The following is a 15,742-nucleotide window of genomic DNA, read 5'->3' on the forward strand; positions in this document are numbered from 1 at the left end:
TCCACCGTTCAGACCCCGACCGCCCGCCGCCTCACTCCGGCTGCGGGCGGTGGTTGTGGAACAGGACGATCCCCTCCACCAGGCCCTTCTCCACCACCACCGAGTTGTCCTTCCGCTTCAGCCACTTGAGTGCTTCGGAGCTGGTCGGGGTTTCGTCGACCAGCCCGTAGGAGGACAGGTAGCCCGCCACGCGTTCCAGGAGCACGCTGTTGGGGATCGGGATCTTCGGCCGGAAGGCGTCGAGGGGATTCAGGCGGGCGGAACGGTAACTGTCCATCATGTGGAACTCCCAGGCGAGTCGACTGCGCTCGGGCGTGAGCCGGTCCTCGGGGATCGCCTCCAGGATCGCGGAAAGCTTCCCCTGGCTCTTGCTGTAGCCGTCGCCCATGGCGAGTTTGAGCGCTGCGGCCGCCTCTTCGCCGAACGCGCGCAACTCGGTGGAGATCTTCCGCTGCGACATCGTCTGCGGCTTCTCCTGGGACTTGAAGCGACCGGTGACCGAGTCGAGCGCGTGCTGCATCTCGTGGGTCACGGTCGCGGCGAACTCCCGCAGTTCGAGCGGTGAGGCGTTGTCCTTGGGCGGGGTGATCCGCAGCGCGCCGCCCTCTCCCTCGTTGCTGAGCGCGAACAACGCTCGCGCACCCCTGATGTCCGTCTGCTCGTCGATCTCGATGGTGATGGCGGACTCCTCCAGGGCCTTGAACAACTCCCGGTAGGGGACGCTGAATCCGCCCCCCTCCTGCTCGCCGGACGCCTGCTGGAGCAGTTCCGCGAAACGGTCCGGTGAGAGGTGCTGCCGTGACCAGTCGGCCTTGGCGTAGGTGATGGCGCGCTGCACGACCGGCTCACCGGGGCGGGCAGCCGGCCCGACGGTGGCCTGCGGGTGACCGCACCCCGCACCGTGCTGGTGCCTGGACCGCTCGATCACCCGCGAGACCGCGGCGTTGCCGATGCCGCGTTGCAGGGCGAGGACCGTCTGCGGAGACCCGCCCCCGAGGCCCGGCCCCAGCCCGTCGGCCGCCGGAGCGGCCTTGCGCGGCAGGTCGCGGCGCCGCTGCGGCTCCGACGGCCTGCCGGGGTCTTTCGCGTGCATGGGGAACCCCTTCGGAGGTGCGACAGGTGTTCCCTCTGACATATCCGGCCGGGCTGTCGTCGCGCAGCGCAACGGACGATCGGGCACCGATCTCTGCTCCAAAGGGCACACGAGAGCCGGGGTACGCACCCGTGCCACCCACCGAGCCGACCCGCGGCCCGGCCCCGCTCCCACCGACTGCCGTCACCCGAGGTCGAACAGCAGGGTCGTACCGGAGTACCGGGCAGTCAGTTGACCGATGCGGCACGCGTGAGTGTGACGACACAGTGGGGCCACCCGACGAGCAGACATGTCGGGACCACACCACGGGAGTTGTCACCTTGAAGAAACTGTCGGGCAAGTCGAGCAAGTCGGGCAAGCTGACGAAGACGGCGGGCGTCCTGGGCCTCGCCGTGGCCGCTCTGACCGCCGTGTCGGCCTCCCCGGCCATGGCGAGCACCTCCGCCACGGCCGGTTGCACCAAGACCTACCACTACGACAACGTCCAGGTCCAGGTGGACAATTGCTCGGAGGGCTGGGTCTGGATCTTCACCGATCAGGGCCACTTCTCCAAGGGCATCGTCCACGTCACGACGAGCTGGAACGGACCCGAGACAGGGGTGCTGGAGGCGGAGCGGGGCAAGGCCGTCGCGGACAAGTTCAAGCCGAAGGTCTCCAGCATCGTGATCTGCGGCCTCCAGCAGTACAGCTGGTCCCCTCCCACGTGGTGGACCTTCTGCGGCAACCCGATCACGGTGTGACCGCCCAGCCGTGATCGCGGCGGTGGTCCGTCGACGGTGTCGACGGACCACCGCTACGAACGACGGACAGGCCCCGGCGCGGCGCCGTGTTCAGGGGGCCGCGAACAGCCGGGGGAAGCCCGGGGCCAGCCACGGCCGGCGTCCCCAGGCGAGCACCTTGCCCCGGGCGAGGGCGCCGGTGGCGGTGTAGCGGCCCAGCGCGATGAGGAAGAACGCCACCGGGCCGGTGAGGATCGTGCAGTCCGGGCGGCGCGGCGGCTCCTGGCTCACCACGGCGGCACCGTCCGTGAAGGTCACCGCGAAGCCGCCCAGGCCACGCACCCGCAGCCGGTAGCAGGCGCTGTGACCGGCCGAGGCGCGCGCGTCCACCACCCGGGGCATCGCCGTCCGCAGGAAGGGCATCGTCAGCTCGACGCGGTGCCGGTCGAGCGGGTGCGGCCGCCCGAGCACGACGGCGATGTCGTAGAGGTGGCCCAGCATGTGGGTCAGCAGGTAGGCGCCGAGGGTGTCCAGGTCCATCGGGCCGAGCGGGGTCAGCACCGGCTCGGTGCCGGCACGGGCGCCGGCCGCCGCCGTGAACTCCCGTGCCTGCCGGGCGATCTCCCCGGCGAGCACGGTCAGGTCCCGCTCCGGCCGCCTGGCCAGCGCGGCCTCGTTCGCGGCGGCCAGCGAACCCGCAGTGCCGTCCCCGTACGGCCGTTCCTCGCCGGCGGCCAGTGCGGCCATCAGCTCGTTGGCCATCGCCAGGTGGGCGGCGGCCTCGCCGACCGTCCACTCGGCGCCGGGTATCGGGGTGTCGCCGCGGCCGCCGGCGAGCAGGGCGACGGCCTCGTCGCCGACGGCCGTGACGGCTTCGAAGAGCGCGGTGCGCGCGGCACCGGGGACGTGCTCGGGGAGCGGGAGGGTCATGGTGGTGAAGACTGGCCGACCCCCGCACCGCTGTCCAGACCCGCGACACGGTCCGGTCCCGCCCCCGACCATCGCGGCCCGCCTGGACGACGGGAGCCGGTCGGCCCGCTACCTGGCCCTGCGGACCCTACGGTCGGCTGAAGCCGTGGCTGCGCTCCACCTTCGCCACGTGCAGCGTGTAGTTCTGGTACCACTCGGCCTGCCCGCGCTGCTGCGCCGCGCGGTGCTCGACGTTGGTCCGCCACTCCGTGAGGGCGTCGGCGTCGCGGAAGTACCCCACGGTGATGCCCAGGCCGCCGGGGGTCTGGGCGTGGTCCATCCCCAGGTACCCGGGGATGTCCTTCACCAGGTCCTCCATGCGTGCGTTGGTCTCGCTGTAACCGTTCTGGTTCTGGGTCCGCACTGCCGTGAAGACGGCCAGGTAGTAGGGGGGTTCATAGGCCTCTATGGGCACGACAGGCGCTTCGGAGTGATCACTCATGGCGCCACCGTAAGACGGGACGCGCCGAATGATCCAGCTCTTTCCTGAACGGCTGACGCGCCTGGCGTCCTCGTCCCGGTGTCAGCTCCCGGAGGCGGGGGCGAAGGCGAGCCCGGTGTCGTGGCCGGCGGATCCGGCCGAGGTCTGGAAGGTGAGCGTGATGCAGCCGTCGCCGCCCGCGGTGCCCTCGGTGCCGTCCTCACCGGGGGTCTGGGGGTCGTCGAAGTTGCCGACGTAGTCCTGGCCGTCGCCGCCGTCTCCGCCGTCCCCGCCGTCGCCGGTGCCCGCGGGGCAGGTGGCCGGCACCGGAGCCCCCGCTGCACCGCCTTCGCCACCTTCGCCTCCCGTGCTGCCGGGGACGGTGACGCCGACGGTCGCCGGTGTCACGTCGGCCCCTTCCTCACCGGCGGCGCCGGGGTCACCGTCGGATCCGCCGGTGCCACTGGGCCCGCCGCCCTCGCAGGCGGGGGTGGCCCCTCCGCCGTGGCCTCCCTCGCCCCGGGCGCCGCCGAGCACGCTGCCCGTGCCACCGCCACCGGGCCGTGACCCGCCGTCCACGAGTGCCAGGACGGCTCCGCCGCCGGTGAGGGTGGACCGGCCGCCGGCGCCCCCGTCGCCGCCGTCGACGCCCGGGTCGGCCTCCTCACCGCTGGCGCCTCCCGCTCCACCGGCTCCGCCGGTGCCGACGGTGAGGGTCAGCACGTCGCCGGGGGTGACGGCCAGGGTACAGGTGACCCGGGCACCTCCCCCGCCGCCGCCTCCCGCCCCTCCCCCGCCGCCGCTCTTGAAGAGGCCGGTGCCACCTCCCCCGCCCCCGCCGCCTCCCCCGGAACCCGCCGCGACGAGGGTGACGGTGATGCCGGTGACACCGTCCGGGACGGTGAACGTGGCATCGGCGGTGAAGGTCCGGGTGGTCGCGTCCCGGGCGGGTGCGGTGAGGCCGGCGGGCAGGACCAGCGCCCCCGCGAGGCAGCCGGAACCGAGGGCGGCGCGCACCCTCCGGGGGCGGGCAGGCCTCACACGGGCTCCGGCCGTCACCCGATCGTCGTAGCTCATGCTCAAACAGTGCTGTGGTCACGGTTCTCCCGCGACGCCGGAGGGGGGATCGGGTGACCCGGCCCGGCCGCGGTGGGGCACCCGCACCGGCCGCCCGGCCGCCCCGTCCCGCTGTCCGGGTGAGACACGGACAGCGCCGACGGCACACGAATGCCGGTCGATCGAGTACCGACGATCCTTGGCGCCGAGGCACGACACCGATGAACAGGAAGAAGGGCACACGATGAGGCGTCTGATGGTGGCGGCGGCCGCGGGCGGGTTGCTGGCCGTGGCGATCCCGGGGGCGGCCGGGTCCGCGCAGGCGACGGAGGTACTGGACAACCTGACCTGCACCGGGCCGGTGACGCTGACGTTCAAGAACCCGGTGACCGACGCCGCGGTATCGAACTCGTACACGGTCGAAGGCACTCTCAACGACTGTTACAGCGCCGCCGGAACCAACTCGAACGTGGACCACGGCACGATCTCCTCGGTCGGCACCGGAACGTTCTCCTGCCTGTCCTACCACCCCTTCTCCGGAGCGGCGACCTTCACCTGGTACGACGCCGACAACGTGGCCCTCGGCCGCACCACCGTCTCCTTCAGGGGCGGGGAGAAGGGCAACTCGGGCGGCAGCGAGGTGACCAACGACGAGACCGGCATCACGGACGTGACCAGCACCCTCCTGCCCCTCAACAGCTACCAGGGCAGCTTCGACCTGTCCGGCATCACCGGCTCCTGTGACACCGGGGTGACGGCCCTGACCGGGAACCACGAGGTGGACTTCGGCCTCGCCTCCCTCTGAGCGCACAACACGCGCTCACGCGCCCCCGGGCACCGTCCGACGCCCGGGGGCTCGCCGTTCGAGCCGGGCGCCCCGGGCCGCACCCGCCCGGAGGTCAGCTCCGGCGCAGGGCGAGGACGACGTTGTGGCCTCCGAAGCCGAAGGAGTGGCTGAGCGCCGCGTCGATGCGCTGCCGGCGCGCCGTCCCGGTGACGCAGTCGATGTCGAACTCGGCGAGGTCGGGGGTGAGGTTGGCGACCGGCGGCACCAGCCCGTGCTCGACGGTCAGCACGGTGAGCGCCGCCTCGATCGCGCCGGCCGCGCCGAGGCTGTGGCCGAGCACGCCCTTGGGGGCGGTGACGCTGGGCCGGTGCGGCAGGGTGCGGGCGATGAGGCCGGCCTCGGCGGCGTCGTTGAGCGGGGTGGAGGTGCCGTGGGCGTTGACGTGGCCGATGTCGCCGGTGCCCAGGCCCGCACTGCGCAGCGCCGTGCGCAGCGCCTGTTCCGCACCGGCGGCGCCCTGGGGCGGCGCGGTCGGGTGGTGGGCGTCGTTGCTGGCGCCGTGTCCGGCGAGCACGGCGCGCGCCCGGGCGCCGCGCGCCTTCGCGTCCGCGGCGCGCTCCAGGACGAGCACGGCGGCGCCCTCGGCCAGGACGAAGCCGTCCCGGTCCGCGGCGAACGGCCGGGAGGCGCCCGGTACGTCGTGCCCGCGCGCCGACAGGGTGCCCATCCGGTGGAAGCCGGTCGCCACCAGCGGGCTGAGGGCGGCTTCGGTGCCGCCGGCCAGGGCGAGGTCGCAGGACCCGGCGACCAGCAGGTCGTGGGCGACGGCCAGCGCCGTGGCACCGGAGGCGCAGGCGGTGGCGCAGGCGAGGGTGGGGCCGCGCGCGCCGAACTCCTGGGCCACCTCGCCGACGGCCATGTTGCCGATGACCATCGGGATGAGTGTCGGCGAGACGTGGGCCGGCCCGCGCTGGTGGAGTCGGCGCAGCTGGTCCTCCCAGTGCGGCGCGCCTCCGAAGCCCACGCCGAACACGACGGCGACCCGGGCGCCGTCCCACCCGTCGGCGACCAGGCCCGCGTCCTGGACGGCCTCCCGGGCCGCGAGCAGCGCGAGCTTGCCGAACCGTCCGATCCGCCAGGCCTTCCTGACCCCGACCACGGTGTCCAGGTCCATGGCGGGGATGCGGCAGGAGAACGTCACCGGGGCGCCGTCCAGCTCGGGGTCCGGTGCCGCGGTGGGGGTTCCGGCGCAGACCCGCCGCCAGGTCTCCTCGGTGCCGAGCCCGGCCGGGGTGACGAGCCCCAGGCCGGTGACGGCGATCTCGGGGCGGTTCACGCGACGGGTTCGGTGACGTCGCCGAGTCGGGCCTGGACGATCCGGGCGACGTCGCTGAGCGTGCTCTGCCGGCCGGCGTCCTCCTGGCTGATCAGGATGCCGAACTCGTCCTGGAGCACGAAGGCGAACTCGGCCAGTGCGAGCGAGTCGACGTCCATCTCCTCGAACGTGGCGTCGGGGCCGGCGGTGTCGGCGGATACGCCGAACCGCTCGACGAGCAGGGTCTGGGCGGTGTCGCAGACGTCGTCCACGGAGAGCGTCGTGTCCATAGCGGTGGTTCCTTTCCGGAGTGAGGGGGCGGGCTCAGCCGCTGGTGGAGCGGTGGTGGCGGGTCAGCTCGGCCATGGCCTGGTCGAAGGTGGTGGGCGGCTCGAAGCCGAGGTCGCGCCGGGCCGCCGTGAGGTCGAACCAGTGCGGCCGGGTGAGCTGGTGGAGCAGGAACCGGCTGAGGCCGTGGTCGGTGTGGCGGCGGAGCACCGTCGTGGTGGCGTCCGCCAGGACGGCGGCGGCCAGGGCGACGGGGTAGGGCACCGGGCGCCAGCTCGCGTGGCGTCCGGCCGTGGCCAGGAGCCTGGTCACCACCTCGCGCAGGGACCGCGGTTCGCCCTGGGCGATGAAATAGGCCTGCCCGGCCGCCGGGTGGCCCGGTCGCAGCCGGTCCAGCGCGAGCAGGTGGGCGTGGGCCGCGGTGGCGAGGTGGCAGGTGTCGACGAGGTTGGTGCCGCGGCCCGGCATCAGCAGTCGCCCGCCTTCGGTCGCCCGCAGCAGGGCGGGCAGGAAGTGCGGGTCGCCGGGCCCCCAGATCAGATGGGGGCGCAGCACCGTGGTGGCCAGGTCCGGGCCGTTGGCGGCGAGGACGGCCGCCTCGGCCTCGGCCTTGGTGCGGGGGTAGGCGGCCGAGTGGCGCCGGGGCCCGGGCAGGGACTCGTCCGCTCCCATGACGCCCTCGGGGGTGAAGGCCACGCTCGCGGTGGAGGTATAGACCAGTTGGCGGATGCCGAGGGCGCGGCAGGCGGTCAGGACGTGCCGGGTGCCGTCGACGTTGACCGCGCGGTACGGCTGCTCGGGCCCCCGGACCCCGGCCAGGGCCGCGTTGTGGATCACCGCCTCGCACCCGGCGAGGGCTCGCCGGACCGTATCCGGGTCGGCGATGTCGCCCAGGTGCTGACGGACCCCGAGCCGCTCCAGCTCCGGACTCCAGCGGCGGTTCAGCGAGACCGCCGCGTCGCCGCGCCCGGTGAGGCGGCGGCACAGCTCCAGACCGAGGAAGCCGCTGCCCCCGGTGACCAGGACCCTCATCGCCCGCCTCCCGGCACGCCGCCCGGGCGTCGTCGACGCAGCCGGCGGCGGGCCCAGCGGGCGAGGCGGTCGCGGTCGACGCGCGAGTTGTGCCTCGGGTCGGTGGGCAGCCGGCGGTGGAGCAGGACGGTGGCGATCCGGTGGCCGCCCGGCACCGCCGACAGGGCGTGCCGAAGCCCCTGGAGGACGGCCGTCGCGGAGCTGGCCGCCGAGGGCGCCAACTCCACGCAGAGCACCGGCCGTTGACGGCCCGCGGGCCCGAGGCCGATCAGCGCGGTGCGGCCGATGCCGGGCACCGCGTCGGTGATCCGCTCGACCACCGCGGTGTCGAGCACGAACCCGGCTCCGTGCACCCGGTGCGCGGAGCGCCCGAGGAACCACAGCCGGCCGCTCCCGTCGAGCCAGCCGAGATCGCCGGTGCGGTGCAGCACGTCCTCGCCGGAGCCGACCTTGGCGGCCGCGTTCGCTCCCGGGCGGGCGTGGTAGGCCAGGCTGACCTGCGGGCCACCGACCGTGATCTCCCCGTAACCCCCTTGCGGCACAGGCCGGTTGTACGACACGGGGCCGACCGGCACCAGGACGTGGGCCGTGATGCCGGGCACCGGGCGGCCCAGGCAGACCCCGCGGTGGGCGTGCAGCGGCTCGGCGTGCGCGGCGGCCAGTTCGGTGCTGTCGATCACGCTGACCGGCAGGCACTCGGTGGCGCCGTACGCGCTGAGCAGCGTCGCCTCCTCCGGCAGCGCCCGGCGCAGCGCACGCACCAGCCGTTCGGACGGCGGGGCGCCGAAGGAACAGGCCAGCCGCACCGGGGCGAGCGACAGGCGGCCGTGCTCGCACTCCCCCGCCAGGGCCCTCAGCACCGCCGGGGAAGCGCACACCACCGAGGTGAAGTGTTCGGTGACGGCGCGCGCCAGGTCGGCGCCCCGGGTGCGGGCCGGCCTGAGGTGGTCGATGGCCGGGACGACGGTGGTGGCGCCGGTGGCGGGCCCGAACAGGGCGAAGGGCAGGAACCCGGCGAGCAGCACCTCGCCCGGGCCCAGCCCCAGCAGCCCGGCGATGGAACGGACCTGGGCGGCCAGCTGCCGGTGGTCGTACTCCACGCCCTTGGGCACTCCGGTGGAGCCGGAGGTGAAGGCGATCAGCGCGAGCGAGGCCGCGGGCGGCGGGCTCGGCCACGACGGCTCCGGCCGCTCCGCCTTCACCTGCGGCTCCGGCCGACGCTCGCGCCACGCTCGCCGCGCGCGGCCGGTGAGCAGCGAGACGGTGATGTGCGGGCGGGCCCAGCCGAGCAGCAGCCGGGCCAGCTGGGCGAGCGGGTCGCCGATGAACACCTCGGGCCGCGTCTCGTCCAGACAGGCCCGCAGCGCCGGTCGGGGCAGCGCCGGGTCGATCAGCACCGGCACCGCGCCGAGGGCGAGCAGCCCGTACACGGTGGTCACCAGGTCGTACGGGTCGCGGGCCATCACCACGGCCTTCTGCCCGGCGCGGACGCCCGCCTCGTCCAGTTCGCGGGTGCACACCCGGCAGGCGGCCTCCAGCGTCGCGAAGTCGACGGTGTGCCAACGCCCGCGCGGAGCGGGCCAGGCGAGCGCGGTGCGGTCCGGTTGCAGGTCGGCCCAGCCGGTCAGCTGGGCGGCGAGGGTCTCCGGCCAGGCGTCCTGTTCCCTGGTCACCCCGGGGACGGCGCTCACCACCGCAGTGCCATGACGCCGACACTGGTACCGCTGGCCAGGCCGACGATCCCCACCAGATCGCCCTCGCGCAACCGGCGCTGCTCCTGCGCGAGGACCAGCTGCAGCGGGATGGTGGCGGTGGCGACGTTGCCGTAGTCGGGGAAGGTGGGGATCACGGCCTCCTCGGGGATACCGGTGGTCGAACAGAGGATGCGGGTCATGGCCGCCGAGGGCTGGTGGACGCAGAACAGCGCACAGTCGGCCACGTCACCGATCAGTTCTTCGGCGGCCTTGACGGTCTGCTCCCGCAGCCCTGCGAAGGAGGCCGTCAACGCGGCGTCGTCGACCTCCAACTCGTGCATCCGGCCGGTGGCGTACGGGCTGCGCAGTACCGCGCTCGGCCACGCGGCGGGGTTGGCGAAGAACCGGCTGCCGAGGATGCCGGGCCGTTCGCTCGCCTCCACCAGCACGGCCGCCCCCATGTCGCCCAGCGTGAGGCTGGCCATCGCCGATGCGAGCCGGCCACGGTCCGGGACACGCCAGCGGGTGAGCCGGCTGGACGCTTCCCCGGCGACCACCAGCACCCGCTGGTAGGAGCCGAGCCTGATCAGTGCGTCCGCGCTCTCCAGCGCGCTGAGCACGCCGTTGCAGGCGTTCATCAGGTCGAAGACCGGTGCCGTGACACCGAGTTTGGCGGCCACCACGTTCGCGGTCGCCGGCTCGTCGAGGTCCTTGGTGATCCCGGTGTACACGAGCAGGTCGATCGCCTCGGGCGGGAGGCCGGCGTCCTCCAGGACGGCGGCACCCGCCCGGGCCGCCAGGTCCGAGGGCAGGTCCCCCGGCGCCGCCACGCAGCGCTCGCGCAGCCCGAACATGTGCTCCAGCAGTCCCGCCGGCAGGGCGGCCCCGGGGCTCTGCCGGCGCAGCTCCTCCTCGATCTCGCGGGAACTCTGGCGGGCCTCGGGGACATGGACCCGCACGAGACCGATCCTGCTGTGGGGCGAGGGCATGGGCACCTTTCCGTGACGGTTCGTCATCGCGTGGACAGGAAGCGCCGAAGTGGCCTGATCAGGGACTCGCCGGCGTCCTCCAGGACGAAGTGGCCCGCGTCGGCGAAGGCGTGCACCTCGGCGTGCGGGAGTCTGCGCCGCCACTCCCGCAGGACGAGCGGGGTGAACACCGGGTCGCGCAGGCCCCAGCCGATGAACACCGGCAGCGCGGCGAGGTCGGCGCTGTCCCCACCGGGATCGACCAGGGACCAGGCGGGGTCCGCGCCGCTGCGCGGGATCTGCCGCAGGAAGTCCCGCACCGCGCGGCGCTGCCACGCGCTGCGGTACGGCCGCAGGTAGGCGGAGCGGACTTCGGCGGGCAGCGGCCGGACCACCCCGGCCCGCAGCGCCGCCCTGGGGAAGACGTTCAACCGGTGCGCCGCCTCGCCGAGCGGCCGGACGTCGCGCAGCAGAGCCAGCGAGCGCGGCAGCCGGTAGCCCTCGGGCCAGCGGAAACCCACGCTGTTCAGCACGACCAGCTTCGTGACCAGCCCGGGGTGCCGCCTCGCCCAGGCCAGGCCGATCGGCCCTCCCCAGTCGTGCACCGCCAGGGTCCAGCCCGCCGACGGCGCCCGGTGCTGCTCGATCAGGTGGGCCGCCAGCGCGTCGAGGTGCTCCAGCCGCTGAGCGAGCGGAATCGGAGCGGCACCGGCCGTGCGCTGGGAGAGCCCCATGCCCAGCTGGTCCGGCACGACGCAGCGGAAATCCCCGGCCAGCCCGGTGATCAGACGCCGCCACAGATATCCCCACGTCGGATTGCCATGCAGCATGAGCACGACGTCGCCGGATCCGTGGTCGACGTAGTGCAGTCCGGACCTCTCCTCGCGCCGCCAGTGCTCCGCACCCGGAAAACCGGGCAGGCGGTCCGCGGCCGGGGTGCGTCGGCCGCCGGGCGGGAGGGATGGACTGGGCAGCACTGGGGTCTCCCCTTATCCGCTGGGCGGCCCGGCGGGCCGACACCGAAAAGGTCTGCCGCAGAACGTAACCCGGCGCCGACGGAAGACCCGGCAAGTACACGCCGCCGTCCCCCGAGTGCCCGACGGCAAAGATCGTTCACGATCTGTGGTAGCAAAAAGGCGACTTCGCAGGAAATCCCGGGTGCACGGCGACAGGCGGATCGATATCGCACCGCGAAGGCGAATCCGGCCCCGCCCGAATCGCACGGCAGTCATCCGGCGGCGATTCCGGCACCAACAGTTCGTGCACATAAACAAAGGAGGACGTACGGCACGGCCACCCTCGACAGCGCCGTCCCGCCCGGCGCCACCGTCACCGGCCCCCTCACCCCGGGGGCCGACTCAAGCCCTGAGACTCCCCCGACGCCGGGGCGCGGCACGTGCCGCGCCCCGGTCCCTGCTGGGAGCGGCCCCGGGTCAGCTCGGGGAGCCGGACCAGATGACGTCCTTGCGCAGCCGCCCGAGACCGTAGTCGAACTGGACGGAGAACCGGTCGGCCGCGCTGCCCGGCAGGGCGTACGCCGTCAGACCGGTGGCCTCCTCGCCGGGGGCCAGCGAGCCCTTGAGGATCTTCATCCGTCCGCTTCCGTCGATCAGCGTGAAGACGAGGTTGCCCTTGGCGTCCCTGATGGTGGGCAGCCCCGAACCGCTGAGCGAGACGTTCTCCGACCCGGTGTTGACGACGGTGATCCTCACCTGGATGATCTTGGCGTTCTTGGGGGTGTCCGACCCGCTGTCACTCGGAACGTACGGCGTCGGCGCGGCCATCGTGACCTTCAGGCCGTCCGCGTAGGTGTAGGGCTGACCGAACGACAGACGCCGGGCCCGCTCGTCCGCGGCCGTCGTCTCCTGCTCGGCCTCGGCCCTCCTCCGCTCGGCCTCGATCCGCTCCCGTTCCCTCGCCGCCCGCTCGTTGTCGGCCTGGGTCGCGGCGTCGGCGCGAGCGCGCGCGGCGTTCTCCTCCGCCCGCCGCTCCTCGTTGGCCGCCTGCACCCGCGTCACGACGAACACCCCGGCGCCGACCGAGACCAGCAGACCGGAGACGCCCAGGATCACGCCCGCGAGCGCCATCGCCCGGTTGGTCGCCAGGCCCTTGCGGACGTAGCCCAGCCCGATGACGCCGAAGATTACGGCGAGCAGGGCCGGGAGCCAGGACAGCCAGAAGAAGATGACGGCCAGGCTGAGGACGCCACCGACGATCCCGAGCACCATGGCCGCGGTGCCCAGGCCATTGCGGGGCTGCGGCGCCGGCATCGGGTACGCGTACGGCGGCCAGTACGGGACGCCCGGGGCCGTGACAGGGGGCGCGCCGGGGGCAGCGGCAGGAGGCGCGACAGCGGTGGCGGTAGCGGTGGCGGCGGGCGCCGGGGCCTCACCCTGACCCGGACCCTCACCCTCACCTTGACCTTGACTCAGGCTCGGCGCCGCCCACGCGTTGGTGTCGGCCGGCCCCTCGGCGGACTGCGGTCTGTCGGGCGGGGCGGGAACGGTCATGCGCAATCCTTCGAGCACTTGAGATGATCAGCGGCTGTTCAGCCTAGACGCCAAAGGATCTCCTGATCCCCCCGACGACAGCGACCCGATTTCCGCGAAGCGGTCACCGCCCCGGGCCGGACCCGCACGTCGACACCCGGGGAACGGCGAACCGACCGCCGAACCCGCCCCCGGCGCCGCCCAAACCCTCGACCTCACCTGGACGGTCAGACCTGGTTGAGGCCGCCGTCGACGAAGAGTTCGGCTCCGGTGGTGAAGGAGCTCTGGTCCGAGGCGAGGAAGAGGGCCGCGGCGGCGACCTCGTCGGGGCGTCCGATCCGGCCCAGCGGAATCCTGGCGATGAGCTCGTCCACCCCGGGCGCCTCCTGCGCGCTCAGACCGCGGATGGCGGGAGTCTCGATCGGGCCGGGGCTGATGGCGTTGACCCGGATGCCGCGGCCCGCGAGCTCGGCGGCCCACGTGCGGACGAGGTTGCGGTCGGCGGCCTTGGTGGCGCTGTAGACGCTCATCGCCCGGACGCCCGTCGACGCGTTGGTGGAGGAGAGCACGATCACCGAGGCGCCGTCCGGCAACAAGGGCAGCGCCTTCTGGACGGTGAAGACCACACCCCTGACGTTGATGTCGAAGACCCTGTCGTAGTGCTCCTCGGTGATCTTCCCGAGCGGGGCGAACTCGCCGACGCCCGCATTGGCCACCACGACGTCCAGCCGTCCGCTGCGTGCCTCGATCGTCGCGAAGAGCCGGTCGAGGTCGTCGAGGTTCGACACGTCGCTCTGGACGCCGACGGCCCGTTCGCCGACGGCTTCCACGGCCTCGTCCAGCTCGGCCTTGCGCCGGCCGGTGAGATAGACGGTGGCACCTTCGGCGGCGAACCGACGGACGACGGCGAGACCGATCCCGGCCGAGCCCCCGGTCACCAGGGCGACCTTCCCATCCAGCTGTCCCATGGTTTCCACTCCCTTGACCAGCACTGCTTCGACCATCACTGGAGTCACTGCTTCCCGTGGGAGCGCCGAAGCCCCCGCCGGGAATTCCCGCGGGCGTCCCGTGTCCACCGGCGCCGCCCGGCCCCGGAAGCCGTCCGAGGCGGCCTTCCCGGCTCGTTGTCCTCGGCCGCGTGGCCGGTGAGGAAGAGGAAGACGTCGTCGAGGGTGGGCCTGCGCAGGCCGATGTCGTCGATGAGGACGCCCAGCCCGTCCAGCTCGCGGATGACGTCGGCGAGCACCCGGGCGCCCCCGCCCACCGGCACGAGGATGCGCCGGGTGTGCTGCTCCACGCTGAGCGGGCCCCCGCCGTACGGGGTGAGCGCCGCGACGGCGGCACCGATCTGCTCGCGGTCGTGGACCACCACCTCCACCCGCTCGCCGCCGGTCCTGGTCTTGAGGTCGTCGGCGGATCCGCGGGCGATCACCCGGCCGTGGTCGACCACGACGATGTCGTGCGCCAGCCGATCGGCCTCCTCCAGGTACTGGGTGGTGAGCAGCAACGTGGTGCCCTCCGCCGCCAGCATCTCGACGACCTCCCACAGCGCCAGCCGGTTGCGCGGGTCCAGACCGGTGGTGGGCTCGTCGAGGAACATCACCGGCGGCCGCACCACCAGCGCGGCCGCCAGGTCGAGCCGGCGGCGCATGCCACCGGAGTAGGTCCTGGCCGGCCGGTCGGCCGCCTCGGCGAGGTCGAACCACTCCAGCAGCTCCCGGGCGCGCGCCTTGGCGTCCCTGCTCCGCATCTGGTAGAGCTCGCCGACCATCTGGAGGTTCTCCCGGCCGGTGAGGTACTCGTCGACCGCCGCGTACTGGCCGCACAGGCCCAGCAGGCTGCGGACCCGGCCGGGGTGCTTGAGCACGTCCACCCCCGCCACGTGGGCGCTGCCCGCGTCGGGCCGCACCAGGGTGGTGAGCACCCGCACCGTGGTGCTCTTGCCGGAGCCGTTGGGGCCGAGCAGGCCCAGCACCGTCCCCTCCGGCACGTCCAGGTCGACCCCGTCCAGGGCCCGTACGTCGCCGAAGTCCTTCACCAGGCCCTCGGCCCGGATGGCCGCCCTCATGTACCCCTCCTCCTCCTGGAACCGGCCGGGAACCGCCTGGCGGCCGGCACTGGCAGGATCCCCCCGCAGCGCCCGTCGTGCTCCTCGGCGGGGCAGCGGGGGCACCGCGTGCGCGGCCGCCGGGATGCGAGCCACCCGGGTGTGGTGGAAACGTGGAGGAGAGAGCCCGGCCCCGGCCCCGCCCCGACCGCCCCACCGGGTTCCCGAAGGCCGTGCGCACCGGACGAGAAGGACCGAGGACCCGCACCGACCTGCGGCGGTCACGCGCCGGCCGCCCGGAGGCCCCCGCCCCCTCGCGCGGATCGATACCGGATGCGTCTCCTGCCGAATCGAGGCGGTACCAGTGGATCTCAGGATGTCGGTCGAAGCCCGGGAGGCGTTCCTCGCCGCCACGCACGTGGGAATCCTGGGGGTGGACGACGCGCGCGACGGCGGCGGACCGCTGCTCGTCCCGCTCTGGTACTCCTACCGGCCCGGCGGGCTGGTGACGATCCAGACCGGGCGCACGACGCTGAAGGCCCGGCTCATCCGCAGCGCGGGCCGGTTCAGCCTCTGCGCGCAGGTCGAGTCGGCGCCCTACCGCTACGTCAGCGTGGAGGGGCCGGTGGTGGCCGTCGAGGACCCGCTGCCGCCGGCCGCACGCGAGGAGCTGGCCCGCCGATACCTGGACGCGGACACGGCGGCGGCGTACCTGGACGCCAACCGGGGGCAGCTGGCCGACGACGTCCTCATCCGCATGAGGCCCGAGCGATGGCGGACCGCCGACTTCGCCGCCTTCGCCAAGGAGTTCGAACCGTAGCCACCCGCGCGCGGTCCGTGTGCGGCAGAGAGCGTGACGTCCCG

General features: G+C 73.6%; 16 protein-coding genes. 3 read left to right on the forward strand and 13 right to left on the reverse strand.

The genetic code is table 11. The features are described from left to right. Positions 1–31 precede the first annotated feature (31 nt). Positions 32–1,093 carry a hypothetical protein gene (locus OG556_RS35815; protein ID WP_331743742.1) on the reverse strand — a complete coding sequence of 354 codons (1,062 nt, stop codon included), beginning with the start codon at positions 1,091–1,093 and terminating at the stop codon, positions 32–34. A 320-nt stretch (positions 1,094–1,413) separates the two neighbouring features. On the opposite strand from OG556_RS35815, the gene OG556_RS35820 reads away from it, so the two are divergent. Then, a complete protein-coding gene (locus tag OG556_RS35820) occupies positions 1,414–1,833 on the forward strand; it encodes a hypothetical protein (protein ID WP_331743745.1) in 420 nt (139 codons plus the stop codon). 90 nt (positions 1,834–1,923) lie between these two features. Here OG556_RS35820 and OG556_RS35825 read toward each other — a convergent pair whose 3' ends face one another. The 3 genes from OG556_RS35825 to OG556_RS35835 all read right to left on the reverse strand — a co-directional run bounded on the left by OG556_RS35825 (position 1,924) and on the right by OG556_RS35835 (position 4,279). Then, on the reverse strand, positions 1,924–2,742 hold the full coding sequence (locus tag OG556_RS35825) for a maleylpyruvate isomerase family mycothiol-dependent enzyme (protein WP_331743748.1): 819 nt from the start codon (positions 2,740–2,742) through the stop codon (positions 1,924–1,926). A gap of 127 nt (positions 2,743–2,869) precedes the next feature. Continuing rightward, entirely contained in the window at positions 2,870–3,223 is a 354-nt protein-coding gene (locus tag OG556_RS35830) for an antibiotic biosynthesis monooxygenase (protein ID WP_331743751.1), read from the reverse strand. Positions 3,224–3,304: 81 nt separating this feature from the next. After that, entirely contained in the window at positions 3,305–4,279 is a 975-nt protein-coding gene (locus OG556_RS35835; protein ID WP_331743754.1) for a hypothetical protein, read from the reverse strand. A gap of 223 nt (positions 4,280–4,502) precedes the next feature. Between OG556_RS35835 and OG556_RS35840 the strand changes: the two genes are divergently transcribed. Continuing rightward, a complete protein-coding gene (locus tag OG556_RS35840) occupies positions 4,503–5,063 on the forward strand; it encodes a hypothetical protein (protein WP_331743757.1) in 561 nt (186 codons plus the stop codon). A 94-nt stretch (positions 5,064–5,157) separates the two neighbouring features. Here OG556_RS35840 and OG556_RS35845 read toward each other — a convergent pair whose 3' ends face one another. The 9 genes from OG556_RS35845 to OG556_RS35885 all read right to left on the reverse strand — a co-directional run bounded on the left by OG556_RS35845 (position 5,158) and on the right by OG556_RS35885 (position 14,899). Then, positions 5,158–6,381 (reverse strand): beta-ketoacyl-[acyl-carrier-protein] synthase family protein, encoded by a 1,224-nt coding sequence (locus OG556_RS35845; RefSeq protein ID WP_331743760.1) that lies wholly within the window; start codon positions 6,379–6,381, stop codon positions 5,158–5,160. Next, positions 6,378–6,650 (reverse strand): phosphopantetheine-binding protein, encoded by a 273-nt coding sequence (locus OG556_RS35850; RefSeq protein ID WP_331743763.1) that lies wholly within the window; start codon positions 6,648–6,650, stop codon positions 6,378–6,380. The genes OG556_RS35845 and OG556_RS35850 overlap by 4 nt, the downstream gene beginning before the upstream one ends. A gap of 34 nt (positions 6,651–6,684) precedes the next feature. Continuing rightward, positions 6,685–7,680: an NAD-dependent epimerase/dehydratase family protein gene (locus OG556_RS35855; protein ID WP_331743766.1), complete on the reverse strand. Its 996-nt coding sequence runs from the start codon at positions 7,678–7,680 to the stop codon at positions 6,685–6,687. Beyond that, positions 7,677–9,371: an AMP-binding protein gene (locus OG556_RS35860; RefSeq protein WP_331743769.1), complete on the reverse strand. Its 1,695-nt coding sequence runs from the start codon at positions 9,369–9,371 to the stop codon at positions 7,677–7,679. The genes OG556_RS35855 and OG556_RS35860 overlap by 4 nt, the downstream gene beginning before the upstream one ends. After that, a complete protein-coding gene (locus OG556_RS35865) occupies positions 9,368–10,333 on the reverse strand; it encodes a 3-oxoacyl-ACP synthase III family protein (protein ID WP_371523089.1) in 966 nt (321 codons plus the stop codon). The genes OG556_RS35860 and OG556_RS35865 overlap by 4 nt, the downstream gene beginning before the upstream one ends. A 53-nt stretch (positions 10,334–10,386) precedes the next feature. Then, the gene (locus OG556_RS35870; RefSeq protein WP_331743776.1) at positions 10,387–11,319 is read right to left on the reverse strand and encodes an alpha/beta fold hydrolase; all 933 of its coding nucleotides are present in this window, start codon (positions 11,317–11,319) and stop codon (positions 10,387–10,389) included. A 456-nt stretch (positions 11,320–11,775) separates the two neighbouring features. Further along, positions 11,776–12,612, reverse strand: a complete 837-nt coding sequence (locus tag OG556_RS35875) for a DUF4190 domain-containing protein (RefSeq protein ID WP_371523090.1) — start codon at positions 12,610–12,612, stop codon at positions 11,776–11,778. Between the two features lie 446 nt (positions 12,613–13,058). Further along, on the reverse strand, positions 13,059–13,799 hold the full coding sequence (locus OG556_RS35880) for an SDR family oxidoreductase (protein ID WP_331743781.1): 741 nt from the start codon (positions 13,797–13,799) through the stop codon (positions 13,059–13,061). A gap of 44 nt (positions 13,800–13,843) precedes the next feature. Continuing rightward, a complete protein-coding gene (locus OG556_RS35885; protein WP_331743784.1) occupies positions 13,844–14,899 on the reverse strand; it encodes an ATP-binding cassette domain-containing protein in 1,056 nt (351 codons plus the stop codon). A 355-nt stretch (positions 14,900–15,254) separates the two neighbouring features. Here OG556_RS35885 and OG556_RS35890 point away from each other — a divergent pair, with 355 nt between their 5' ends. After that, the gene (locus OG556_RS35890; RefSeq protein WP_331743787.1) at positions 15,255–15,698 is read left to right on the forward strand and encodes a pyridoxamine 5'-phosphate oxidase family protein; all 444 of its coding nucleotides are present in this window, start codon (positions 15,255–15,257) and stop codon (positions 15,696–15,698) included. Positions 15,699–15,742: the final 44 nt, after the last annotated feature.

Source organism: Kitasatospora sp. NBC_01300 (assembly GCF_041435235.1).
Taxonomy (GTDB): domain Bacteria; phylum Actinomycetota; class Actinomycetes; order Streptomycetales; family Streptomycetaceae; genus Kitasatospora.